Here is a 22,403-nt window from a genome sequence, read left to right as displayed (position 1 = left end):
TAGATTACTCATGTACCACCATAAAGCATCATTTCAGAACGCCTTCGTTCTCACCAAAATACAATTTATGTTTCACATTTTCACCAATGGTTTTTGCTGGGACACCACCAACTACTTCGTTTTCTCCGACATCCTTTACTACTGCTGCATTTGCAGCAATAATCGCATTGTCTCCAATTTCAATTTGACCAAGTACTTTTGCACCCGCTGATATTCTCACGCCATTTCCAATGATTGGGGGCTCCGGTGCAAATGTATACCCTATTGTAACCTGCTGGTTAATCCAGCAATCACTCCCAATTTTTTTTGCGCTAATGTTTGTTGCAAATCCATGCTGAATAAACAGTCTAGGACCAATCTCAGGTGTATTAATATAAAGCGTTTCCATCCCAGGAAACAATACCTTCAGCAGAAGTTTTGCCCCCCCGATTGAATCGATACTGTAGCAACGAACGATACTCTTTCCGTTCCAACATTAAGCCAGAAAAAATATCAAATCTAGAAACTTCATTTCTCTTATCACATTTCTTCCAATGATACAATTCCTCTATCACTATATTCTTTACTTCTTTTGGTGCCATATAAATACACATGTAGGCTGGTATTAAGCGCCAGAAATTCAATATCTGTAAAACTCTTAATCTTTTCATTCTTACTCCTTCGGAATATATGTCTCCGGCGTATAATGGATTACCCTCGTACCGCCATCTTCAAACGCAAACGGAATATGCATCAGGTCACGCATCGCCCAACGCACCGCATCCTGACGTTCAGGCTGAACATAGAATACGAGGAATCCACCACCGCCGGCGCCGAGAAGTTTTCCACCCAACGCACCAGCAGCCACGCCTTTGGCATACAAATCATCAATACTGTTCGTCGAAACAGCCGATCCAGTTTGACGCTTTAGTCTCCAGGTGTGATCCAGCATTCTGCCAAAATCATCAAGATCCGCATTCTTATCCGTCAAAACACGTTCAGCATCATCAACTAGAGCAAGCATCTCTTTCAACTGAGCAGTCTTATCTTGTTTTCCTGCTGCATTTGCTTTCTGCACATCAGAAGAAAAACGGGTAAACCCAGTAAAGAACATCATTAAATTCTGATTAAGCTGCTTCTTTTTTTCTGGTGAAATAATAACAGGCAGAACTTCATATCCGTCTGCATTAAAGTTGATACGATTGAACCCACCGAAAGCTGCAGCAATTTGATCCTGCCAACCACCAGCTTCCTGGCAAAGATTCCGTTCCAAATAAATTGCTTCATCTGCCAGTTTCTTCTTGTCTGCGTACTTGCCCTTCAAAGCATAAAAAGCATTTAACATTCCAACTGCAAAGGAACTTGATGTTCCTAAGCCAGATCGTGCCGGAAGGTCTGCTTCATATGTAAGACGAATCTCATGCATATCTAACATTTTCATTGCGTTGCGGATTGCAGGGTGCTGAATATCGTCAATGTTTGTCACGCGCTCCGTCTTTGAATAAGATAACTCTGTAGAATAGTCAAAAAACCTTGGTAAATGGCGTACATTTACATAACAATATTTGTCAAATGTGGTAGATAAAACAGCTCCACCGTTTTCTCTAAAAAAACTTTCCATATCTGTTCCGCCGCCAAAAAAAGACATACGGAATGGTGTTTTTGTGATAATCATAGTTTTACTCCTGTTGTTTTTTCGACAATATCTTTCATGATATTATAAGCTGCATTTTCAGAATAAAGTCGATCATAAAGCGTGATCAGTTCCTCATTTTTCTTACAGATTGGCTTCTCATCTATCTTGTTGAAAGCATTCAGATATTCTTCCGCTGTATCACATTTAAACACAACTTTACCTTTCAAATCATCGGGAATTTCCTCCCAGTATCCATATAGGCTTTCTGAAGACCCTAAAAACATCTTTCCATAGGAGATTGCCTCTGCAGTTTTTATTTTCATACCTCCACCATCTGTTAAGGGTGCTATTACCATATCTGCGTAGCTATAGTATTCTGATAAACTGTCAACAAACCCAATCACATGGATATCATCGTCATCAAACTCATCTCGTACTTTTTCTAATCCTTTTCCGATTACCCATATATCATAATTCTCTTTGACATTATCAAATACCGTATCACAAAACCAATGTAAGCCCTGGATGTTTGGCAAATAATATGTTCCAACAAATAAAATATGCCTTTTATTTCCACAAAATGGATTTTCTGCTATCTGCTTTATATTTTCCTTAGATACACAAACTGGAAAATAATAATCTGTATTCACATTATAATAGTTTCTTAATAACCTATTTTCATTTTGATTTAAAACAATATTTGCATCTGTATATGTCGTACTAATTTTTTCCTGTGCAATCCCAATTCTAAGGTCAATTTTACCGTACCAGGGTTCAGTTTTCATCCAAATTCGAAATAGTGAGGCTTTAATATCATGAAAAAAAGTGACCACTGTTACTGCATCGCACTCTTTTTTTACGGTTTTCACTAAATTTCCAAAATAAGAATCGTCCACGAAAACAAAGGAAATTCCTTCACTTTTTATCAATTGGCATATATCATTTATAATTTTATTACTGAATAAATACGTATTTCCTTCTAAGCATCTATGTAGTCGATCTAATTTATTGTGATATTTTCCATACGCAATATATTTTTCTTCTTTTCGTGCAGTCTCCGATACCCCAACATCTACTACATATACATTTTCTTTTCCAACTAACTTTTTCAATACATTCAAATGCATTCTTGATCCTACGCCTGCACCTGATACATCATGAATGCTTTTTGATACAAACAAAACCCTCATACTATGGTCCCTCTTTTTATATTTTTATCTGTAACTAGTCACTTTGTTTATCCAGTAATTCATAATACTGTAAAATTTCCTTTTCATTTCCGTACTCATGTGCATCAAGATAATGCTGAATGGAATTATACAATTGAGGATTCTCTCTAAGTTTAGCTATTCCTTCTGCTATTGCATTAGGACTTATATCAGTAATCAGTCCTTCTTTCTTATCCCTTAACTGATCCTTGATTGTAGAATAATTAGTTGCAAGTATTGGTTTTGCCAGTATTTTTGCTTCATCCAAAACAACTGATTTTCCTTCCCATCTGGAAGGCTGTACTAATAAATCGCAACCTCTAATATACGGATATGGGTTAGCTTTTAATCCTAAAAATGTAATATACTCCTCTAGCTCATTATCTTTTACCTGTTTCTTGAGTTGCTCTTCCAGTTCCCCTGCACCTATAATCCACCAATGAATATCTGAATACTTTTCCTTCAAGATTTTTAACGCATCAATCGCAATATCATAGCCTTTTTGCCTTGTCAAACGACCTATTGACAAAATATTGAACTTATTATTTTCATACTCTGATACTGCGAACTCTTCCGACATTTTTTTTAACAAGGTGCTTGATGTTAAATTAGGTAAACAATAAAATTTGTTTATCAGGTTAGGGTAATTCTGTTTTAATATCTGCACGCATTTATCAGAAATACTTACAACACTGTCTGCCTTTTGAAAATAATTCTCATAAATCTTTGCATCTTCATTCTTTTTTATTTCATTGAAATCGTTATGAATCCAAAGTATTTTTTTCTCCGCATTAACCTTATCTATAACATAATATGATGCTTCTCCCTCCAAGAATCCAACAGCAATATCATACTTTCCTTCCAGATTTGGTAAGCAGTGTTTATAACATTTCATCCATCTTTGCTGTCCTGCCTTTTCCTTATAAAGCACTTTACATACCACTGTACCCATCAGCCTAAGCATTCCTGTTTTAAACCCCGAAAGAGAACCAAACATGCCCATATCAATTTTATAGGCATACCGTAGTGAGGACGTAAGCGGTAACAATCGTACCTCCTTGGGAATTTGAGTCAAAAACAGACCTTCTTGTTTAAATAACAACAAATCGACAGCATACTTTTTATAGTCAATAAGATTTAATAAATTCACAAGACTTTTTTCCGCTCCACCACCATACAATGCTGGCATTACAAATAATATTTTCCTCATATTTTGCTCTCTTATTCAATAAATGACCCAACAATATATTGGTCATTATATTATCTAACCTCTCAGCAGTTCCTCATATATTGCCTGATACTTCTTATTTTTTTCCTGCCAAGTATACTTTTCTGCTTTCTTTCGTGCGTTTTTTCCACGTCTTGTTACTTCATCAGGATTAGCAATACATTCAAGAATTGCCTTTTTCAAATTCTCAACGTATTCTTCTTTCGAGTTTCCTTCATAAAGCCAACCCGTGTCTTTATCAAAAAGAGTTGCTCCGCCAAACTTATTAATGGTAATAACCGGAATACCTTTTGACATTGCCTCCAGTAAGACTGTGCCTGTTGTCTCTCGAATACTTGGCATAATAAAAACATTTGCACCTGCATATTCCTTTTCCATTTCCATATAGGGAATAGAACCCATGCAGTGCACATGCTCAGACAAGTTCAGGTCTTCCTTACAGCGTTTACGTAGATGCTCAAGTTCCGGGCCATCGCCTATAACCCTAACCTGATATCTAGTTTCCTGTGGAATTCTCATCAATGCATCAAAAAGGAAATCCAAGCCCTTTCGATAAATCATTCTTCCTGCAACCAGAAAAATGCATTCTTCATTTCTGCTCTTTTCTTTGCAAGTATCTTTAATATCATTTATATCTACCGCAACCTCAGTCACTGGCTCGTCACTTACATTGTAATTCTTCATTCAATTTTTCCTTTTCTGTCCAGTTCACTTAATTCGTCCGGTCTTAATCCATTATCAAAGACTAATTCATATGGACAGTTTAGTTCTGCCCCCCCCCACGAGGAATTCTTGAGTCTCTTTATTTGCAAACATAATATAATCGCAACGATTTAGTTTGCCTGTGATTCTCAGCTTAAAACGATACCAACGATTTATCCCTGAACGAACGACCTCAATGATTTCATGTCCCTTTGCGTAATCTTTTAACCCATTAGGCAAAGACTCTCCTCCGCCAAGTGGCCCACAGACGAATTTGATATTTGCTATCTTTCCATAGTCTCCGATAGCACGGAATTCAATCGGTGTAATTTGGTGAATAACATCAATTTTTTTGTCCTCACAAATCTTTTTTGCAAGAGGAAGCACCCGTCTATTCCACACATTAAGTCTTCCGGAATACATGAATCCCTTGAAGATTTTCTTGTAAAAATTTGGGATGTCAACATAGTAAAACTTTATATTTTCAAGTGGGTGACTCTGCAAATATTTTTCGACTGGCTCACGTTGCTCTTCTTTTGTGATCACATAAACTTTATTTGTTTTTGAACTTTCATAAGGAACGCACCAACCAATTTTATCTTCACTTCCAGCAAAAGGGTTACATGAATAAGCTATATACAGAATATTCATCACTTCGTCTCCATCTGCTGTGCGATATCAGCGTCCACAATTTCCTCGCCGGTCTTATGCTTCAGCTGCTCCTTGCTCGCCTCACTCAGACCATTGTTAATCACACAGTTCATATCGCAGGTGCTGCACTTATCCAGTTCTTCCTTGGTGACCTTGCCATCACGGTAGTCACGGCAGATCTTCAGCTCGTACATGCTGTACGGATGTTTAGTGAACAGAGCCTTGAACTTGTGAACCAGAACCCAGGTAGCAGGCTTCCAGATGTACTTATGCATAGCCGGGCTGACAGAACCAATCATCCAGCAGTCACGGTCGCAGCAGCGAACCTTTGCACGAACCTTCTCTGCTTCCGGGCTGTTCCACAGCTCATCCCAGGTCTGATTATTCAGGTTGCCCATGACTTCCTTATCCTTGGTACCATTGCAAGGCATAACATCGCCGTACGGATCGATGAAGAAGGTGTCAAAACTCATGTCGCAAGGAAGCAGGCGCTTCTGACCGTAGATATAGTTGATCAGACCGTGGTTGAAGTATGCACGGAACCATTTCTTCGGGCTGTTGCTGCGGAGCAGTTCATTGACCAGGTTCTCGAAGTTCTTGGCAACCATCGGACGGTCGTGGATGATATTCTTTGCCTCAACAAAGTAGAAGCTGTTGTGCAGAGAAGCAGTTGCAAACTCCATGCCCATCTCATCGGAGATCTTGTACAAAGGAACCAGGTCAGGAGCGTTCTTGTCCTGAACAGTCATGCCGAAGCCGACATCCTTCATACCCATCTCACGCAGCTTCTTCAGCGTGCCGTAACCACGCTGGTAACCATTCTGCAAACCACGGATCTCGTTGTTGGTCTGCTCCAGACCCTCGATAGAGATACGGATACCGATCTGCGGGAACTCCTTGCACAGGTCAACGATACGGTCAGTGAAGAAACCGTTCGTGGAAATAACAATACGGTCAGACTTCTTATACAGTTCACGCACAATATCCTTCAGATCAGTACGGATGAACGGCTCACCGCCGGTGATGTTGGTGAAATACATCTTCGGCAGTTTCTTGATGGTTTCGATGCTGATTTCCTCTTCCGGCTTGGAAGGGGCTTTATAACGGTTACACATAGAGCAACGAGCGTTGCAGCGATAAGTAACGATGACCGTACCATTTAATTTCTTTTCTTCAGACATGATTAACTCTCCTATTGTTTACTCTCTCTTTAAAGAATGTTTCGATTTTATTTAAGAACCACTTGGCACATACTGAGAACACAACCGAACCGCAGATGACTGCAACCGTTGTGAAAATATATGCCAATAGGCCATTTCCAAATAGATGTACAAGGTGTAGCTTCTCAAGCACACGATAAATTACCATGTGGCACAGGTAAATCTCGAAGCTGATACCTCCGAGGAACTTGGCGACTGGATTGACCAGTACCCCCCCCCGCTTACATCCGAGGGTATAGACCAGTGCTGCCACACAGAAAAACAGCATTGTGAGTGTATTGCCGCCTACTGCAAAATATGCAACCGTGGCAATCAACAAAATCGCTCCAGCGATAACCTTGTGCTTCGATGTGAACTCGGCCAGCTCTTTCCGATAGAGGAAGATCAAGCCACCAGCGATAAAGTAAATCGCATCGTAGACGATGTTCGTTCTTCCAGCATTAAAGTAATTGCTACACAGCCAGTTAAACACCAGTGCCGCAACCGCCACCCCCCCACGCTCTCTTCTTGTTTCCAATCAGAAAGCAGAAGAACGGGAACAGCATGTAGAACACAAAGATGACTGCCAGTGTCCAACTCACACCAATGACCGAAATCTTGGCGTTCGGCAGAAGCCCTTGGCATAATGTCAAGTTTGCGAAAACCTCAAACAAGGATTCCTTGCTTGGTGAAATCACAAAATCCAACGCACAAAGCAGTGCAAAATACGGCCAGATTTTGATGTACCGTTTCTTGTAGAAATCCTCTACGCTGATCTTCTGGTCAACAATTTTCTGGTAATAGCCACAGCACATGCCAAAACCGCTGACCATCATAAAAAGGAAAACGAGGTTAGTGAAAGACGGAATAAGCCGTTCAAACACAAATCCTCTCATTCCATATTCTCCATTTGCGAGGACATGCATCAACGCAATGCCAATAATGGCATACGCCTTCAATCCATCTATTCCCTCATATCGATCCGCTTTTGTAGCCACAAATTCTCTCCTCACATACCAGTCTTACTGATACACCTTCATAATTTTCTCGTAATACTCATCAATGGTATCGAAGCTGATGTCCTTGCAGTTCTTGCTATACTGCTCACACAGCTTCTTATCACCCCAGAGCTTCTCGATCTTCTTCTTCAGATCTTCGGCATTACCGCTCTCAAACAACTCGCCGGTCTTGCCAACCTGAATCAGCTCCGGGATACCACCTATCTCAGCTCCCAGCACCGGCGTGCCGTACATCTGGGATTCCATCACGGAGAACGGGCAGTTCTCATACCACTCAGAAGGGTAAATGGAGAACCGTGCCTCACGGATCAGCTTCTCCAGTGCCTCGCCTTTCTGGAAGCCAACGTTTTTGATGTTCTTAATACCATTTACTGTCTCTTCCAGCGGGCCAGTACCGGCAAAGATGAATTGCACATCCGGCAGTTCCTTACAGACCTTAATAAGTGTGCCGATGCCCTTTTCCTCCGAGAAGCGACCGAAGTAGAGGACGTAATCCTTCTTCTCCGTCTCTTTCCACTCCACCTTGTCGATGAAGTTGTGCATTGCCACAGTCTTCGTTGCAAACAGCGGATTGCTGTCCATTTTGCTCTTCATGAACTCCGAGCAGCAAATCATGGTGTCAATGTACTTGTAGGTGCCCTTCCACTTCCAGAACTCAGCCTCCATCATGCCGATGGCCGACTTCGCAGTGGAACCGTGGATGCACTTGCCTTTCATGCAGTTCACGAAATGGCCGCCGAGGCACTTCTCACAGTTCTGGTGGGTGTTCGGATTGTTCAGCATGTGGTTCGGGCAGACCAGCTGGTAGTCATGTGCCGTGAAGATGATCTTACAATCTCTTCCGTTCTCCTTGCGCCACCTCACGATTTCCAGAATGATGGAAGGTGTCAGCTGGTAGTTAAAATTATTCAGGTGACAGACATCCGGCTTGAAGTCGTCCAGAACTTTTCTCAGCTGCACCCGTGCTTCCTTGCTGTAGATGGTCTTGATCGGGTAGGTCAGCTTGCTCAGTTTGCTGCCGCCGTGGAAGTCCATACCAGATGTATAAGCATTGACCCGGTTGCCCACGCAGCGGCCTTCATGCTCCATACCGAAGTACTGAACCTCATGTCCGTGCTGCTCTAGCGCCTCACCCAGCTTAAATATGTAGGTTTCTGATCCACCGTTTGGATATAGAAATTTATTTATTATCAATACTCTCATCTATTATTTTCTCCTGTACAATTTCATCGTTTCCTTTACAACTTTATCCCAGTTGTATTTCTCGCAGATAAAGTCAGCTGCCTGATTCTTCATTCTTATAACCATTTCTGGATGGTCACAGGCCTCTTGCAGTTTTTTTTGCAAGTCCTCTACATCCGACTTTTTGAAAATCAATGCCTTATCTTCCACAACCTCTGCGCACTCTGGAATGTCGGATACCAGACAGCAATTGCCGTAGCTCATTGCCTCCAGCAGACTTAATGGCATTCCCTCCAGATCAGACGGCAGCGTGTAAATGTAAGCATTGCTGTATAGTTCATCTAGCATTGCTCCCTGTACAAACCCGGTAAAGAGAATCCGATCGTCACCCTTCGCTAGGTCTTTCACTTCCTCCATAAAGGAATCCGTATCGCTGGAGCCGCCTGCGATGACCAGTTTTTTATCCGTCTTGACATTCTTGAAGGCCTCAACCAGATATCGAATACCCTTTTCTGGCACCAGACGACCGAGGAACAATATGTAGGAATCCTTTTCCAGTCCAAAATGATCCTTGATCAGCCTTGCCTCCCGAACCTCTGGCCGATTGACACCATTAGGGATAAAATGCGTCTCCCTTCCATAGGTCTCCAAGAAATACTTCTGCACTCCTTTGCTCAGAACAATGACCTCGTCCGCATATTTCGCAGCATTTTTTTCGCCTTGGTGGATAAACTTAGAGCCAAGTCCTGATTGCCATTTCTCGCGCTGCCAATCAATGCCATGGACGGTAACAACAACTCTTTTCCCAAACATCTTCGGCAGCCATGCAAAGAACGCCGGTCCTTCGGCGTGGATGTGCACCACATCGTATTTTCCAAATGCACTATAAAGTGCCGCAAATGCGGAGGAGCTGACTGCAGCAAGTCCGCGCCGTTCAATAGTCGGAACAGACTTCTGACGGATTCCCTCGTACTCCGTTTTACCAGCATCGTCATATTCTGCACCACTCACATGATGGCCTGCTCTGTTGTAACAGGTCACGTCACAACCATTCTGTGCCATTCGGGTGCAGAGCTCTTTGACAACGATCTCTACTCCACCTTCTCTCGATAATCGCTTCTGTCCGAACATTGCAATTGCAAGTTTTTTACTCATAAATCTTTCCCACAATCCCACTCAATTTCTTCATCAATATCTCGGCCAACACAAAGAGCGGATAGGCTCACTTGCCTGTCCGCTGGCTGTCACCCCACCCTCATGGTCGAGATTTCTTTCTGGATGGCATTGCTGCCACCCAAAAAGATCAGTCGTTCATTCTTCGGGTAAGAAAATATGAACTTCGGGTTGCGGAGCCTTTCATTCTCTGCCGTACCCTTGTCCCTATTATGACAGCCGCGTATTATATCTCTAGCCCCGCGCCGTTCAATGGTCGGAACAGACTTCTGACGGATTCCCTCGTACTCCGTTTTACCAGCATCGTCATATTCCGCACCGCTCACATGATGGCCTGCTCTGTTGTAGCATGTCACCTGACAGCCCTGCTGCGCCATCCGTGTGCACAGCTCTTTTACCACGATCTCCACGCCGCCCTCTCTCGACCACCTTTTGTGGCCAAAAACAGCAAGCCTCAATTTCTCCTTCATTTTCCCTTTCCCGTCGCTTTCCCCATTTAGGGATCTCATCCCCATACCGTGCCAAACTCCGGCCCGGTTTCCTTTACATCAGAAAAAGCCCGGACGCATCTACGCCCAGGTTTTTGACAGATTTACGCCGCAATTCATTGACATTTTATTTCCAGAATCATCAATATCAATTTCGTAAATGTATTTATTGACACTAAAAATATTTTGCCATTTTTTCCTCTGGGGTACAATACTTTGCAGCTGTATCATTGCCTGCATCATGGCTAAGATTTCCGTACTTTATTCCGTCTTTTTGTTGCAACCTATTCATTTTAGAAAGGAACTCGTTCCATTGCTTTTTTGCAGCAAAAAAACACCCTTCCTCTCACGGAGACCCGCAAAAGGAAGGGTGTTGAACTCAATATCCTGTTGTCGTACCAATCACAGCATGTTCGTATCAGCAAAGCCAATACTAGTTGTCATTCAGCACGGCACCTCAAGCACTTTTGAGCGTAGAACTGTGATTAGCAGTTCTCAGCGAAGTACTTAATGGTACGGACCATCTGAGAGGTGTAGGAGTTCTCGTTGTCGTACCAAGACACGACCTGAACCTGATAAGTGTCGTCGTCGATCTTAGCGACCATGGTCTGGGTAGCATCGAACAGAGAGCCGTAACGCATGCCGATGACATCGGAAGAAACGATCTGATCCTCGTTGTAGCCGAAGGACTCAGAAGTAGCAGCCTTCATAGCAGCATTGATGGACTCCTTGGTGACATCCTTGCCCTTGACGACAGCAACCAGAATGGTGGTAGAGCCGGTGGGAACAGGCACACGCTGAGCAGAACCGATCAGCTTGCCGTTCAGCTCGGGGATGACCAGGCCGATAGCCTTAGCAGCGCCGGTGGTGTTGGGAACGATGTTCTGTGCGCCAGCACGAGCACGGCGCAGATCGCCCTTGCGCTGAGGACCATCCAGGATCATCTGGTCGCCGGTGTAAGCATGAACAGTGGTCATGATGCCGGAGACGATGGGGTAGGTCTTGTTCAGGGTGTTAGCCATGGGAGCCAGGCAGTTGGTGGTGCAGGAAGCAGCAGAAATGACCTGATCCTCAGCGGTCAGGGTCTTCTCGTTGACGGAGAAGACAATGGTCTTCAGATCGTTGCCTGCGGGAGCAGAGATAACGACCTTCTTTGCGCCAGCCTGAATGTGAGCCATGCTCTTCTCCTTGCTGGTGTAGAAGCCGGTGCACTCCAGAACGACATCAACGTTCAGTTCGCCCCAGGGAGCGTCCTTTGCGTCCTTAACAGCGTAGATCTTGATCTCCTTGCCGTCAACAATGATGGAGTCCTCGGTAGCCTCGACGGTGTGCTTGCCCTCGCCGATCTTGCCGCAGAAAGAACCCTGAGCAGTATCGTACTTCAGCAGGTGAGCCAGCATCTTGGGGCTGGTCAGGTCGTTGATTGCGACGACCTCGTAACCCTCAGCATCAAACATCTGACGGAAAGCCAGACGACCAATACGACCGAAACCATTGATAGCAACTCTAACAGCCATGTTAATAGTACCTCCTAATTATTTTACCCATAATCGGATAAATCACGGTATCTTTATTTTAGACCAAAACGCAGAAAGTTTCAAGTGTCTGCCAAAAAATTAACAAGACATTCACTGCATTTTTTGCTTTTGTACGATTTTAATTCCTTTCATTCCCTGCTTTTCGGCAATTGCGCCAACAGAGTGCCAATATTTTTGTCAGCTCTCCCCGTTCAAGCAGGCTGTAACGCACGCTCCGCCAATGCCGCCCACGCAGCAAAGGCCCAGTCCGGCAAAGATCTCCGGCCAGACAGCCGGTGCGGCCCAGCTCAGGCCGCTCATCAAAACCAGTACATAGGGCAGCTGCCAGCACAGGCAAAGTGCAAATGCGGCAAGCCCGGCTGCGCACAGTGTTTTGCCATTGCCCGGCTGCGGGACATGCAGTGCCCGGGCCAGCGCTGCCAAAAACACCAGTGCCGCAAGCGCCTGCCACACCGCCGCTGTAGGGGTCACGCGGTGCCAGCTGGAGCTGTTCTCCATAAAGCGCAGCAGCACGTTCCAGTAGAACAGCAGACTGCCCGCCACGGCCAGATACAGCCCACCAAAGGGCTTTTTCCACTCGTTGGGGCTGAGCCAGCAGCGGCCCATGGTGCTGAGCCACGCGGAGCACAGGCATTCCAGAATGCACCGCACAAAGCCGCCCAGACCGGAAGCTGCGCCCAGCGCGATCTGTGCACCCGCTGCGGCCAGAAAACATACTGCACCGACAAAAGCCAGAATACCGGCCAGCGGCCTGCGGCTACGCACCGCTTCCGAGTGGGAAGGCTGTGTACGGCCCACAAGCACTGCAGCCAGCACCACGATACCCAGTGCCAGATAGCGCCACCACACCGAGCCGACCACGCACAGACCGGTGACGGCATCGGTGCCAAAGGCAAGGTCTGCCGCGCGCAGCACGCCCAGCAGAATGCTCAGGATAAAAACGAACAAAACAGAAGGATTCATCAGCGTTCCTCGATCGGCTTATATTTCTGGCGCACGCCCAGATACTTGTAAGCGGGACGAATGATACGGTTGGCGAATACCACCTCTTCCACGCGGTGTGCACACCAGCCGGGCACACGGGCAATGGCGAACAGCGGGGTGTAGATATCCTCAGAGATGCCCAGCATGTTGTAGATCAGGCCGCTGAACAGGTCCACGTTGGCGCACACCGGCTTGGTGCTGCCCTTTTCCTCGGCAAAGATGCCGGGGGCCAGCCGTTCGATGCTGCACAGCATATTATACTCTTCCTCAAAGCCTTTGTCGTAGGCCAGATGGCGGGCGCGCTGCTTCAGGATCACCTCACGAGGGTCGCTGATGGTGTACACCGCGTGGCCCATGCCGTAGATCAGGCCGGAGCCATCGCCCGCCTGCTTGCGCAGGATGCGGCGCAGATACTCGCGCACCTCATCGTCGTCCTCGGGGTTTTCCACATGCTTGAGGATATCCTTCAGCTGACGGTTCACCATCAGGTTAGCACCGCCGTGCTTGGGGCCCTTCAGTGCACCGATGGCCGCCGCGATTGCGGAGTAGGTATCGGTGCCGGAGGAGGACAGCACACGGGCGGTAAAGGTGGAGCAGTTGCCGCCGCCGTGGTCGGCGTGCACCAGCAGGCACATATCCAGCAGCTTTGCTTCCTCGTGGGTGAACTTCTGGTCCGGACGGTAGGTGCTGAGGATGTGCTCTGCCGTGCTCTGGCCGGGCTTGGGCAGGTGGAAGAACATGCTCTGCTTATCGTAGTAGCGGCGCTTCATCTGGTAAGCGTTCACCATCATGGTGGGCATGCTGGCGATCAGATTGATGCTCTGGCTCAGGATATTCTCCAGACTCAGATCCTCGGCGTGCTCATCATAAGAGTAAAGGCCCAGCACGCAGCGCTGCAGCTTATTCATGATATTGGGCGAGGGGGCGTTCATGGTGTCCATGAAGCCTTCCGGCAGGGCGCGGTGCTCTGCCAGGATCTCACAGAAATCGTCCAGCTGCTCCTGGTTGGGCAGACTGCCGAACAGCAGCAGCCAGATCACCTCTTCAAACACAAAGCGGTCGTTGCGGTAGGCCTCGTCCACGATCTCGTTGATGTTCACACCGCGGTAGATCAGCTTGCCGGGAGTGGGGATCACATGGCCTTCCTGATCCTTTTTATAGCCCACAACGTCGCAGACGTTGGTCAGGCCGGCCAGCACACCGGTGCCATCCGGGTTGCGCAGGCCGCGCTTGACCCCCAGACGCTCGCTCGTCTCCGGATCGATGTAGTTGTTGGCAACATATTCCTCACACAAAGTCCGCATCGTGTTCGGGTCCAGCGTTGCCACCTCCGAATGTGCAAAATTCATAAGGGGAATTCTCCTTTCATCCTATTTATATACTTTCCCGCCCACCCTCAATGATGGGTATAATTCTATATTATCGCTTTTGACGAGTAAATTCAAGCATTAACTGCACCGTTCAGCGCACAAAAAGCCGGTTTGGTGCTTTTTTGCGCTTGCATCGCAAAAGGCTTTTTCCCTGTTTCGCATCTTTTTTCAGAGTATATCCGGTATTCTGATTAAAAAAACACCGCTGTCGGAGGGTTTGGGACTATGAAAAAGTTTTTTCTGCCAATCTTTGCGGTCCTGCTGGTGCTGGGTAGCATTCTGCCGCTGGCTGCCTACCGGGTCACACGCGCCGTGCTCAGCGGGGCAGAGCCCGCATCTTCTGCCGCATCTTCTGCCGTATCTTCGCCTGCAGCATCTGCGCAGCCGCCAAGTGCCGTGCCTTCTGCGGATGCCGAGACCTTTCTGGTGGAGGATCAGGCCACCGGACAGGTGCTGGAGCTTTCCCGTCAGGAATACGTTCTGGGTGCTGTCGCCGCCGAGATGCCGGTGAGCTGGCCGGACGAAGCGCTCAAGGCACAGGCCGTTGCCGCCCACAGCTATGCGCTCTACTGCCGGGACCACACCACCCTGCAAAGCGGCGCTTGGCTCACTGCCGACCCAGCCCGGCGGCAGGGCTGCCTGACCGAGCCGGTGCTGCGCAGCTACTGGGGCACCGCCTACGAGCAGAATTACGCCCGCCTCTCCGCCCTTGTGGACGAGGTCTTGGATGAGATACTTTATTATGAGAATGCTCCTGCCTGCGCCAGCTACTTTGCCATTTCCAATGGGCAGACCGAGGCCAGCGAAAATGTATGGGGTTCCGCCCTGCCCTACCTCATTTCAGTGGACAGCAGCACCGACCGTTCCGCTGACAACTACGAATACACCGTCACCTTTTCCGCAGAGCAGGTGCAGCAGGCCCTTGCAGGCCTTGGCATTTCTGCCGACCTCGCCGCGCCGGAGGGCTGGTTCGGCCCGGCAGCGCTGACCAGCGCCGGATACACAAAAACCGTCACGGTCTGCGGGCAGACCGTGACCGGCACGACCCTGCGCCGGGCGCTGGGCCTGCGCAGCACATGCTTTACGGTACAGTACCAGAGCGGGAATTTCAGCTTTACCACCCGGGGTTACGGCCACGGTGTGGGCCTGAGCCAGTGGGGCACAAAGGCCATGGCGGAGCAGGGCAAAAGCTATACCGATATTCTGGCACACTACTACCCCGGCACGCAGCTGCAAGGATGAAAAAGCGGCCCGCACCGCAAAGGCACAGACCGCTTTTCTATTCACTCTTTTTCTTATACCCGCACCATATCCGGGGTGATCTCGGTCAGAGAATGCGCACCGCACATCTGCATGGTGTCAGCCAGCTCACCGGCCAGCTTATCAATGTAGCACTTCACGCCTTCCTCGCCGCCGCCATACACAGCCGTGACGAACGGGCGGCAGATCAGCACGCCGTCTGCACCCAGTGCCAGTGCTTTGAACACATCCACACCGGTGCGGATGCCGCCGTCCACCAGGATCTTCACGCCGGTGCCCTTGAGGGCTGCTGCGATCTCCGGCAGCACCTCGGCAGTAGCCGGGCACTGATCCAGCACGCGGCCGCCGTGGTTGGACACCACGATAGCAGCCGCGCCGGCTTCCTTTGCCTTCAGTGCACCCTTAACGGTCATAACGCCCTTGATGATGAAGGGGCGTTCGGCCAGCTTGACGATCTCGGCAAGCTCTGCCACGCTCTTGCTGCCTGCGGGCGGAGTCATGTTCTTCAGGAAGGGCAGACCGGCTGCGTCCACATCCATGGCCACGGCAAAGCAGCCGCTGGCCTTGGCCTCGGCCATCTTTTCCTTAATGGTATCAATGTTCCAGGGCTTGATGGTGGGCACGCCGCAGCCGTTTGCTGCGCCAATGGCCTTGGTGGCCATCTCCATAACGGTGGGGTTGGTGCCGTCGCCGGTAAAGGCAGCGATGCCGTTCTCTGCACAGGCGCGCACCAGCACATCATTATAGGTCATATCGGTATAGGCTTCGGAGTAGTGCAGGTTCACAGCACCCACCGGGCCTGCAAAGAACGGGTACTTGAAGCTCTTGCCAAACAGCTCAATATGGGTGTCCGGGGTACCGCCCTCGCACAGGGTGTCCATGTTCACGCGGATCTCGGCCCACTTATTATAATTGCGGATGGCCGTATCGCCCACACCCTTGGCACCGGGGCCGGGGATCTGGTTTTTGCAGGCCACGCCGTTGCACACCGGGCAGGCCTTGCAGTATTTGCCAATGCACTCACGGGCATTGGCCAGCACTTCAGGATAAGTCATAAGAAAGCATCCTCCTTTTTTATTCCACTCTGCGGCCGCAAAGATTTCCCGCCGCAGTACTCTCCTGCTTCATCATAGTCCGGTTCAACCGCTTCGTCAAGGGTTTTTGCTGCATCCCTGAATTTTTTGCCGTTTTTTGCCTGCACAGAGATGTCGTTTTGAAAAAAACCCATTTTTTTCAAAAAATCCTTGACAAAAGCGGTTCTTTCAGGTATTATAGTGTGGCGCTACGGCGTACAACCGAATATGGAAAGATGGCTGAGTTGGTCTAAGGCGCACGACTGGAAATCGTGTAACGTGTCAAAAGCGTTCTGGGGTTCGAATCCCCATCTTTCCGCCAGAAATCCGGAACCTTTGGGTCCCGGATTTTTTGTTTTATCTTCTCATTTTTCATTTTAAAAAAAAGTGCTTGACAAATGCGCACCTTTCAGGTATTATAGTAGAGCATTGTGACGCACAACTGAATATGGAAAGATGGCTGAGTTGGTCTAAGGCGCACGACTGGAAATCGTGTAACGTGTCAAAAGCGTTCTGGGGTTCGAATCCCCATCTTTCCGCCAGAAATCCGAAACCTTGCGGTTTCGGATTTTTTGTTTTTTCAGCGCTTCTCTGTTCTGCCTTGACTTTTGTCCGCTGTTCCGCTATGCTGAATAAAACATCTGAGGGAGGATTTTTTATGGCATCTTCCAAACGAAAAAAGCACGGCGCGGGCTATGTGATCCTGATCGCAGTGCTCATCCTTGTACTGCTTGCAGTCGTGGCCGCTGTAACCGGGTACAGTCTGGTAGCCCGCCGGGTGAAAGCGCTGCAGGCAGGCGCGGCCTTTACCTTTGATTATGAGATCACATCCACAGCCGATTCCCCTGCCCTTTACACCATCCTGCAAAAGACAGGCTCCACCAAGGGCACCGTCAACGGCCTGTATACGCCGGACGCACTGCAGCTGAGCATCTCATCCCCGGATGCCGTTATCCCGGCAGGCCCGCTCACCCGGGTGTATATCAGCAGCAGCGAGACCTTATACGATGTCGGGCAGCTGTACAAAAATATCCGCTCTTCCATCACCGACAGCTACCCGCTGGCGAGCCTTCTGCTGCCGGACTGGAGCCTTGGCAGCTATATCTCGCAGGCCCAGCTGGCAAGCCTGCTGGGTGTGGACACCACAGCCACCAGCCTGCAGGACATGACCGAGTTTGAGCTGCCGCAGAAAAAGCTGCAGCGCGTACAGCCGGAAAACGCAAAGGACGGCTACCTTTATTTTCAGCTGGATACCGGTGATGCCAGCGCCAATGCACCGGTACTTGTTATCGGGCTGGAAAAGAGCAGATTCTTTGCGGATGCCATCCCGGTGCACATCCTGCTCACCATCCCGGAACACGGGGTCAGCATCCAGCTCACTGGCACCGTGAGTGCCCAGACCGTGGTGCTCACTGCGCCCACATCCCGCATGAAGGACGAAGACATCCAGACGCTGGTGCAGATCCGCGATACCATCCAGAGCGTGCTGCAGTTCGTGCAGACCGCTGCCAACAGTGTACAGAACGCGGGCTGATCTTTCCGCAAACATCAAAAGCCAGAAACGGCAACAGTCGTTTCTGGCTTTTGTTCTGTCATTTTACCGGTCGAGGATGCGGCCATCGGTGGAGAAGGTGACTACATTCCACGGGATGAACTTGTCGCTGTTCTTCAGAGCAGTGATGGCAGCGTGCTCCAGCCCGCCGCAGCAGGGCACCTCCATGCGCAGCACCGTCACGCTCTTGATATCATTGCTGCGGATGATCTCGGTCAGCTTTTCGCTGTAATCCACAGCATCCAGCTTCGGGCAGCCGATGATGGTCACATGGCCCCTCATGAACTCCTCGTGGATATTGGCGTAGGCATAGGCGGTGCAGTCGGCGGCGATCAGCAGCTTGGCACCGTCAAAGTAGGGCGCGTTCACCGGCACCAGCTTGATCTGGCAAGGCCACTGTGCCAGCTGGGACTGCATGGGCACTGCGGCTGCGGCAGGTGCGGTCTGCTCACGGTGGAACTGTTTCATCATGCTGCCCGGGCAGCCATGGAACGCCGGTGCGGCGGGCTGTGCCTGCTGCTGAGCGGCAGCGGCCTTTTTCTGCTTGTTTTCCAGCACAGCCTGCTCGTCATAAGCGGCGGCTTCGCGCTCGGTAAAGGTGATGGCACCGGTGGGGCATCCGGGCAGGCAGTCGCCAAAGCCGTCGCAGTAGTCGTCCCGCATCAGCTTGGCCTTGCCGTTCACAAGGCCGATGGCACCCTCGTGGCAGGCGGTGACGCAGGCACCGCAGCCGTTGCATTTTTCTTCGTCTATATGAATGATTTTGCGGATCATGGAAAAATCCTCCTTGCTTTGATGTTCTGAGTATACTATAATCAGACCGTGCTTTCGGTTGTTATAACCACAGAAAGAGGATTTTTATGAAAAAGATCGCGTCGCCCCTGTTTCAGGATCTTTCAGAAGCCGAGCTGGATACCCTTGCCGCTGCCGGGCACCTGCGCACCCGGCAGTTTGCAAAGCACGAGGTCATCTTCCGCGCCGGAAGCTGCGTGCGGGAGATCGGCATTGTGCTGCGTGGTTCCGTGCACATTGAAAATCTGGATCTCTGGGGCACCAAAAGCATCCTGAGCAGCGTAGGTGCCGGGCAGGCCTTTGCCGAGACCTACGCCTTTTGCGGCGAGGCCTTGATGGTGGATGCTGTTGCGGCCGAACATTGCGAAATACTGTTCCTGCACACTGCCGCCCTTACCGATGCGCGGATCGAGCCAGCGCTGAAAGACAAGCTGCTGCGCCGCCTGCTGGCGGTGTCCATGCGCAAGAACCTCAGCCTTTCGCAGCGCATCTTCTGCACAACGCCCAAGACTGTGCGCGGACGGCTGCTGACCTATTTTTCCGCACAGGCAGCACGCTGCGGCAGGATGGAGTTCGAGGTGCCCTTCAACCGCCAGCAGATGGCCGACTACCTCAATCTGGACCGCAGCGCCCTCTCCAAAGAGCTGTGCAAAATGCGGGACGAAGGTTTGCTGGAATTTGATAAAAACCGCTTTGTTTTAAAGCAGCTTCCAGAATAACCAAAAGCGCCCGCCGGGCAGGGCTGGACCTCCGGCGGGCGCTTTCATTTTAACAAATCAACAGAACGAGATCAGACCGTCTCCTTCTTCTTGCGGGGTGCGCACTTGTGCTTGGGCTTCTCCGCAGCGGGCTTCTCCTCTGCAGGTGCTTCTGCCTTTGCAGGCTCTGCTTTTTCGGCAGCCTTGGCGGCGGTCTTTTTTGCGGCGGTCTTACGGGCAGGCTTTGCGGGCTTTTCTGCCGGTGCTGCGGTCTCTGCCTTCCCCTCTTCTGCAGCTTCTGCCTTGGCGGCAGCCGCCTTTTTGGTGGTGCGGGGCTTGCGGGCCGCAGTCTTCTTGGCCGGTGCCTTTTCTGCAGCGGGGGCAGCTTCAGCGGCAGCCTCCACAGCAGGCGCCTCGGCCTTCTTTGCGGCACGCTTTGCGCGCTCCTTCACCTCGGCAATGGTCCACAGCTGGTCATCTGCGCCGGACACCTCCTGCCAGATCTGCAGCACAGTGCCAACCGCAGCGCCCATGCCAACGGTGTCCACGCACTTGCCGCCGGCCCAGGAAGAGCGCAGGCGCACAGTTCCTTCCGGGGTGGGCTGAACAGTCCACATCTGAGAGGTGCCGCCCACATCCTCCCACAGGTGCAGCCAGGTGCCGTTGGCGGTGCCGGTCATGGTCAGGTCCAGCAGCTTGCCGGATGCGCGGTTGCGGATGCGGTAAACGCCGTCACCCACGCGGATAAAGCTCCACTCCTGCTCAGGCTTATGCTCGTACTTGCCCAGACGGACGGTACCGGCTTCCTTGGTGCCCTCCACGGCCTGAATGACGTTTCCGGTGTGCGCGGCAATGGTGTAAAAGTGATCGGCTTCGATCACGGTCTGTGCAACAGTTTTCATGGTTTGTTCCTCCTATGGATTGCAGCCGCCCGGCTCTGCCTGCGGCTGCCGCTTGTATTTTGTATGCAGCCTGTACAGATGCACAGGCTCTTTTGTTTCCCTTATGGTAAATGATACCACATATCGTGATTTTCTACAAGCAATTCGACCAGCCTTTAGCAAAACAGACAAAAACAGTCAAGCTTTCCGTCCGTTTTTCTCCCGCTCCATGGGCATTTCAGGCACCATTCTGTACCGGTTCGGCTCTCGACTTTTTGCCGCAGCTGCGTTATACTATGGAACGTGCATCCCGTGCACACATTCAAATTATCCGCCGCTCTGCTGCTGGGCGGCTTTTCTTGACCTATTCCTTATGATAAAAGGAGGTTCTTTCATGTCAGCAGACGAGCTCAACATTCAGCAATACAAAAAAATGACCGAGACACCCATTCCAAAGCTGATCCTCGGTCTTGCCGCCCCTACCATTTTAAGTATGCTCATCACCAGCATCTACAACTTGGCCGATACCTTTTTTGTGGGCCAGATCTCCACCAGCGCTTCCGGTGCGGTGGGCATTGTTTCCAGCCTGATGGCCATTATTCAGGCGCTTGGCTTTACACTGGGCCACGGCTCCGGCACCATCATCAGCCGCAGCCTTGGCAGCCGGAACACTGAGGCTGCCACCCGCTTTGCTTCCACCAGCTTTTTTACTGCTCTGGCCGTTGGCGTGGTGCTGGCCGTTGTGGGCCTTGCCACTCTGCCCAGCTTCATGATGCTGCTGGGCAGCACCGAGACCATTCTGCCCCACGCCTGCGCTTATGCACGGCCCATCCTCATTGCAGCCCCGCTTATGATCTCCAGCCTTGTGATGAACAACATCCTGCGCTATGAGGGCAAGGCGAACTTTGCCATGATCGGCCTTGTGACCGGCGGCGTGCTGAACATTGTGCTGGACCCCATCTTTATGTTCGGCTTGGGCCTTGGCACCGCCGGTGCAGGCATTGCTACGGCTCTCAGCCAAAGCATCAGCTTCTGCATCCTGCTGTCCATGTTCCTGCGGGGCAAAACCGTCAGTCAGTTCCGTATTACTGCCGTCACCCGTGAAGCGCGGGAGTTCGGCATGATCCTGATCGGCGGTGCTCCCAGCTTTGGCCGTCAGGGCCTGCAGAGCATCGGCGGCATGCTGCTGAACATTGCCGCCCGCAGCTATGGCGATGCCGCTGTGGCCGGCATGAGCATCATTTCCCGTATTTTCATGTTCATCATCTCGGTAGCCATTGGCGTTGGGCAGGGTCTTCAGCCGGTGGCCGCGTTCAACTACGGTGCGCGCAAATTCCGCCGGGTGCAAAAAGCCGCAGTTTTTACCATAGGTGCAGCCTTTTGTATGCTGGTGGTGCTGGTGAGCCTGTGCTGGGTCAACAGCGATGCCCTCATCCGCCTGTTCCGCGACGACCCGGAAGTTACCGCCGTGGCGCTGCCCGCCTTCCACTATCAGTGCCTTGCCATTCTGCTGCATCCGATCATTGTGGTGGCAAACATGACCTTCCAGAGCGTGGGCAAAGCCGGGCGCGCCACCTTTCTGGCCTGCTGCCGTCAGGGCGTGTTCTTCATTCCGCTCATCCTCATTCTGCCTCGCACTTTCGGCCTTGTGGGCGTAGAGATCTGCCAGCCCATTGCGGATGCGCTCACCTTTATTGTTTCCCTGCCGTTCCTGCTGGCCTTCCTCAAGCAGCTGGACCGGATGGACGATGCTGAAAAAGCCAAAGCACAGTCCTGAAAGTCTGTCATAA

The 22,403-nt window shown here is 50.0% G+C and carries 24 protein-coding genes and 2 tRNA genes; 6 read left to right on the top strand and 20 right to left on the bottom strand.

The window, feature by feature from the left end:
• Positions 1 to 28: 28 nt before the first annotated feature.
• From QZL71_RS02220 to QZL71_RS02145, 16 genes are all read right to left on the bottom strand, one after another.
• A complete protein-coding gene (locus QZL71_RS02220; protein ID WP_294647563.1) occupies positions 29 to 388 on the bottom strand; it encodes a hypothetical protein in 360 nt (119 codons plus the stop codon).
• Positions 369 to 650 (bottom strand): hypothetical protein, encoded by a 282-nt coding sequence (locus tag QZL71_RS02215; protein ID WP_294647561.1) that lies wholly within the window; start codon positions 648 to 650, stop codon positions 369 to 371. The genes QZL71_RS02220 and QZL71_RS02215 overlap by 20 nt, the downstream gene beginning before the upstream one ends.
• A 2-nt stretch (positions 651 to 652) precedes the next feature.
• On the bottom strand, positions 653 to 1,654 hold the full coding sequence (locus tag QZL71_RS02210) for a GHMP family kinase ATP-binding protein (RefSeq protein ID WP_294647559.1): 1,002 nt from the start codon (positions 1,652 to 1,654) through the stop codon (positions 653 to 655).
• Positions 1,651 to 2,805, bottom strand: a complete 1,155-nt coding sequence (locus QZL71_RS02205; protein ID WP_294647557.1) for a glycosyltransferase family 4 protein — start codon at positions 2,803 to 2,805, stop codon at positions 1,651 to 1,653. The genes QZL71_RS02210 and QZL71_RS02205 overlap by 4 nt, the downstream gene beginning before the upstream one ends.
• Before the next feature lie 34 nt (positions 2,806 to 2,839).
• Positions 2,840 to 4,012, bottom strand: a complete 1,173-nt coding sequence (locus tag QZL71_RS02200; protein ID WP_294647555.1) for a glycosyltransferase — start codon at positions 4,010 to 4,012, stop codon at positions 2,840 to 2,842.
• Between the two features lie 75 nt (positions 4,013 to 4,087).
• A complete protein-coding gene (locus tag QZL71_RS02195) occupies positions 4,088 to 4,735 on the bottom strand; it encodes a glycosyltransferase family 4 protein (protein WP_294647554.1) in 648 nt (215 codons plus the stop codon).
• A gap of 66 nt (positions 4,736 to 4,801) precedes the next feature.
• Positions 4,802 to 5,404 carry a hypothetical protein gene (locus QZL71_RS02190; RefSeq protein WP_294647552.1) on the bottom strand — a complete coding sequence of 201 codons (603 nt, stop codon included), beginning with the start codon at positions 5,402 to 5,404 and terminating at the stop codon, positions 4,802 to 4,804.
• Positions 5,404 to 6,585, bottom strand: coding sequence for a radical SAM protein (locus QZL71_RS02185; protein ID WP_055260470.1), 1,182 nt, complete (start codon positions 6,583 to 6,585; stop codon positions 5,404 to 5,406). The genes QZL71_RS02190 and QZL71_RS02185 overlap by 1 nt, the downstream gene beginning before the upstream one ends.
• Positions 6,578 to 7,114: an acyltransferase family protein gene (locus QZL71_RS02180; RefSeq protein WP_294647550.1), complete on the bottom strand. Its 537-nt coding sequence runs from the start codon at positions 7,112 to 7,114 to the stop codon at positions 6,578 to 6,580. The genes QZL71_RS02185 and QZL71_RS02180 overlap by 8 nt, the downstream gene beginning before the upstream one ends.
• Positions 7,089 to 7,601 (bottom strand): acyltransferase family protein, encoded by a 513-nt coding sequence (locus tag QZL71_RS02175; protein WP_294647548.1) that lies wholly within the window; start codon positions 7,599 to 7,601, stop codon positions 7,089 to 7,091. Before QZL71_RS02175 ends, QZL71_RS02180 begins: the two co-directional genes overlap by 26 nt.
• A gap of 24 nt (positions 7,602 to 7,625) precedes the next feature.
• Entirely contained in the window at positions 7,626 to 8,825 is a 1,200-nt protein-coding gene (locus QZL71_RS02170) for a glycosyltransferase (RefSeq protein WP_294647546.1), read from the bottom strand.
• A 3-nt stretch (positions 8,826 to 8,828) separates the two neighbouring features.
• Positions 8,829 to 9,959, bottom strand: a complete 1,131-nt coding sequence (locus QZL71_RS02165; protein WP_294647545.1) for a glycosyltransferase family 4 protein — start codon at positions 9,957 to 9,959, stop codon at positions 8,829 to 8,831.
• Positions 9,960 to 10,048: 89 nt separating this feature from the next.
• On the bottom strand, positions 10,049 to 10,447 hold the full coding sequence (locus tag QZL71_RS13270; RefSeq protein WP_363912592.1) for a hypothetical protein: 399 nt from the start codon (positions 10,445 to 10,447) through the stop codon (positions 10,049 to 10,051).
• A gap of 503 nt (positions 10,448 to 10,950) precedes the next feature.
• Positions 10,951 to 11,982 carry a type I glyceraldehyde-3-phosphate dehydrogenase gene (gene gap / locus QZL71_RS02155; RefSeq protein ID WP_005945602.1) on the bottom strand — a complete coding sequence of 344 codons (1,032 nt, stop codon included), beginning with the start codon at positions 11,980 to 11,982 and terminating at the stop codon, positions 10,951 to 10,953.
• A gap of 198 nt (positions 11,983 to 12,180) precedes the next feature.
• Entirely contained in the window at positions 12,181 to 12,966 is a 786-nt protein-coding gene (locus QZL71_RS02150; protein ID WP_294647543.1) for a hypothetical protein, read from the bottom strand.
• A complete protein-coding gene (locus QZL71_RS02145; RefSeq protein WP_005945598.1) occupies positions 12,966 to 14,336 on the bottom strand; it encodes a citrate synthase in 1,371 nt (456 codons plus the stop codon). Before QZL71_RS02145 ends, QZL71_RS02150 begins: the two co-directional genes overlap by 1 nt.
• Positions 14,337 to 14,582: 246 nt before the next feature.
• On the opposite strand from QZL71_RS02145, the gene spoIID reads away from it, so the two are divergent.
• Complete coding sequence (spoIID, locus tag QZL71_RS02140; RefSeq protein ID WP_294647541.1) at positions 14,583 to 15,599, top strand: stage II sporulation protein D; 1,017 nt, start codon at positions 14,583 to 14,585, stop codon at positions 15,597 to 15,599.
• A gap of 53 nt (positions 15,600 to 15,652) precedes the next feature.
• On the opposite strand, the gene QZL71_RS02135 is transcribed toward spoIID, so the two are convergent.
• Both QZL71_RS02135 and QZL71_RS02130 read right to left on the bottom strand, forming a co-directional pair.
• Positions 15,653 to 16,672 (bottom strand): alpha-hydroxy-acid oxidizing protein, encoded by a 1,020-nt coding sequence (locus QZL71_RS02135; RefSeq protein WP_294647539.1) that lies wholly within the window; start codon positions 16,670 to 16,672, stop codon positions 15,653 to 15,655.
• On the bottom strand, positions 16,669 to 16,845 hold the full coding sequence (locus tag QZL71_RS02130; protein ID WP_294647537.1) for a hypothetical protein: 177 nt from the start codon (positions 16,843 to 16,845) through the stop codon (positions 16,669 to 16,671). Before QZL71_RS02130 ends, QZL71_RS02135 begins: the two co-directional genes overlap by 4 nt.
• Positions 16,846 to 16,920: 75 nt before the next feature.
• Between QZL71_RS02130 and QZL71_RS02125 the strand changes: the two genes are divergently transcribed.
• From QZL71_RS02125 to QZL71_RS02115, 3 genes are all read left to right on the top strand, one after another.
• Positions 16,921 to 17,012 (top strand) — tRNA-Ser (locus QZL71_RS02125).
• Positions 17,013 to 17,140: 128 nt separating this feature from the next.
• Positions 17,141 to 17,232, top strand: a tRNA-Ser gene (locus QZL71_RS02120).
• A 116-nt stretch (positions 17,233 to 17,348) separates the two neighbouring features.
• Positions 17,349 to 18,224: a hypothetical protein gene (locus QZL71_RS02115; RefSeq protein WP_294647535.1), complete on the top strand. Its 876-nt coding sequence runs from the start codon at positions 17,349 to 17,351 to the stop codon at positions 18,222 to 18,224.
• A gap of 63 nt (positions 18,225 to 18,287) precedes the next feature.
• Here the strand turns inward: QZL71_RS02115 and QZL71_RS02110 are convergent, their stop codons facing one another.
• Positions 18,288 to 19,016 (bottom strand): ATP-binding protein, encoded by a 729-nt coding sequence (locus QZL71_RS02110; protein WP_294647534.1) that lies wholly within the window; start codon positions 19,014 to 19,016, stop codon positions 18,288 to 18,290.
• A gap of 86 nt (positions 19,017 to 19,102) precedes the next feature.
• Here QZL71_RS02110 and QZL71_RS02105 point away from each other — a divergent pair, with 86 nt between their 5' ends.
• Complete coding sequence (locus QZL71_RS02105) at positions 19,103 to 19,753, top strand: Crp/Fnr family transcriptional regulator (protein WP_294647532.1); 651 nt, start codon at positions 19,103 to 19,105, stop codon at positions 19,751 to 19,753.
• A gap of 71 nt (positions 19,754 to 19,824) precedes the next feature.
• Here QZL71_RS02105 and QZL71_RS02100 read toward each other — a convergent pair whose 3' ends face one another.
• Positions 19,825 to 20,634, bottom strand: a complete 810-nt coding sequence (locus QZL71_RS02100; RefSeq protein WP_294647530.1) for an RICIN domain-containing protein — start codon at positions 20,632 to 20,634, stop codon at positions 19,825 to 19,827.
• 373 nt (positions 20,635 to 21,007) lie between these two features.
• Here QZL71_RS02100 and QZL71_RS02095 point away from each other — a divergent pair, with 373 nt between their 5' ends.
• Complete coding sequence (locus QZL71_RS02095) at positions 21,008 to 22,390, top strand: MATE family efflux transporter (protein ID WP_294647528.1); 1,383 nt, start codon at positions 21,008 to 21,010, stop codon at positions 22,388 to 22,390.
• The last annotated feature ends 13 nt before the right edge of the window (positions 22,391 to 22,403 follow it).

Source organism: uncultured Faecalibacterium sp. (genome assembly GCF_900066275.1).
Taxonomy (GTDB): domain Bacteria; phylum Bacillota; class Clostridia; order Oscillospirales; family Ruminococcaceae; genus Faecalibacterium; species Faecalibacterium taiwanense.
Note: the sequence above shows the minus strand (reverse complement) of the source record. Positions and strands in the feature narration are given on the sequence as shown.

Excerpts from the sequence above, each read along its gene's own strand:
- QZL71_RS02195 (WP_294647554.1), bottom strand. The coding sequence starts at position 4,735 with ATGAAGAATTACAATGTAAGTGACGAGCCAGTGACTGAGGTTGCGGTA.
- gap (WP_005945602.1), bottom strand. The coding sequence starts at position 11,982 with ATGGCTGTTAGAGTTGCTATCAATGGTTTCGGTCGTATTGGTCGTCTG.
- QZL71_RS02220 (WP_294647563.1), bottom strand. The coding sequence starts at position 388 with ATGGAAACGCTTTATATTAATACACCTGAGATTGGTCCTAGACTGTTT.
- QZL71_RS02150 (WP_294647543.1), bottom strand. The coding sequence starts at position 12,966 with ATGAATCCTTCTGTTTTGTTCGTTTTTATCCTGAGCATTCTGCTGGGC.
- QZL71_RS13270 (WP_363912592.1), bottom strand. The coding sequence starts at position 10,447 with ATGAAGGAGAAATTGAGGCTTGCTGTTTTTGGCCACAAAAGGTGGTCG.
- QZL71_RS02170 (WP_294647546.1), bottom strand. The coding sequence starts at position 8,825 with ATGAGAGTATTGATAATAAATAAATTTCTATATCCAAACGGTGGATCA.
- QZL71_RS02165 (WP_294647545.1), bottom strand. The coding sequence starts at position 9,959 with ATGAGTAAAAAACTTGCAATTGCAATGTTCGGACAGAAGCGATTATCG.
- QZL71_RS02100 (WP_294647530.1), bottom strand. The coding sequence starts at position 20,634 with ATGAAAACTGTTGCACAGACCGTGATCGAAGCCGATCACTTTTACACC.
- QZL71_RS02205 (WP_294647557.1), bottom strand. The coding sequence starts at position 2,805 with ATGAGGGTTTTGTTTGTATCAAAAAGCATTCATGATGTATCAGGTGCA.
- QZL71_RS02095 (WP_294647528.1), top strand. The coding sequence starts at position 21,008 with ATGTCAGCAGACGAGCTCAACATTCAGCAATACAAAAAAATGACCGAG.
- QZL71_RS02210 (WP_294647559.1), bottom strand. The coding sequence starts at position 1,654 with ATGATTATCACAAAAACACCATTCCGTATGTCTTTTTTTGGCGGCGGA.
- QZL71_RS02135 (WP_294647539.1), bottom strand. The coding sequence starts at position 16,672 with ATGACTTATCCTGAAGTGCTGGCCAATGCCCGTGAGTGCATTGGCAAA.
- QZL71_RS02110 (WP_294647534.1), bottom strand. The coding sequence starts at position 19,016 with ATGATCCGCAAAATCATTCATATAGACGAAGAAAAATGCAACGGCTGC.
- QZL71_RS02130 (WP_294647537.1), bottom strand. The coding sequence starts at position 16,845 with ATGGGTTTTTTTCAAAACGACATCTCTGTGCAGGCAAAAAACGGCAAA.
- QZL71_RS02200 (WP_294647555.1), bottom strand. The coding sequence starts at position 4,012 with ATGCCAGCATTGTATGGTGGTGGAGCGGAAAAAAGTCTTGTGAATTTA.
- spoIID (WP_294647541.1), top strand. The coding sequence starts at position 14,583 with ATGAAAAAGTTTTTTCTGCCAATCTTTGCGGTCCTGCTGGTGCTGGGT.
- QZL71_RS02185 (WP_055260470.1), bottom strand. The coding sequence starts at position 6,585 with ATGTCTGAAGAAAAGAAATTAAATGGTACGGTCATCGTTACTTATCGC.
- QZL71_RS02145 (WP_005945598.1), bottom strand. The coding sequence starts at position 14,336 with ATGAATTTTGCACATTCGGAGGTGGCAACGCTGGACCCGAACACGATG.
- QZL71_RS02215 (WP_294647561.1), bottom strand. The coding sequence starts at position 650 with ATGAAAAGATTAAGAGTTTTACAGATATTGAATTTCTGGCGCTTAATA.
- QZL71_RS02115 (WP_294647535.1), top strand. The coding sequence starts at position 17,349 with ATGGCATCTTCCAAACGAAAAAAGCACGGCGCGGGCTATGTGATCCTG.
- QZL71_RS02105 (WP_294647532.1), top strand. The coding sequence starts at position 19,103 with ATGAAAAAGATCGCGTCGCCCCTGTTTCAGGATCTTTCAGAAGCCGAG.
- QZL71_RS02190 (WP_294647552.1), bottom strand. The coding sequence starts at position 5,404 with ATGAATATTCTGTATATAGCTTATTCATGTAACCCTTTTGCTGGAAGT.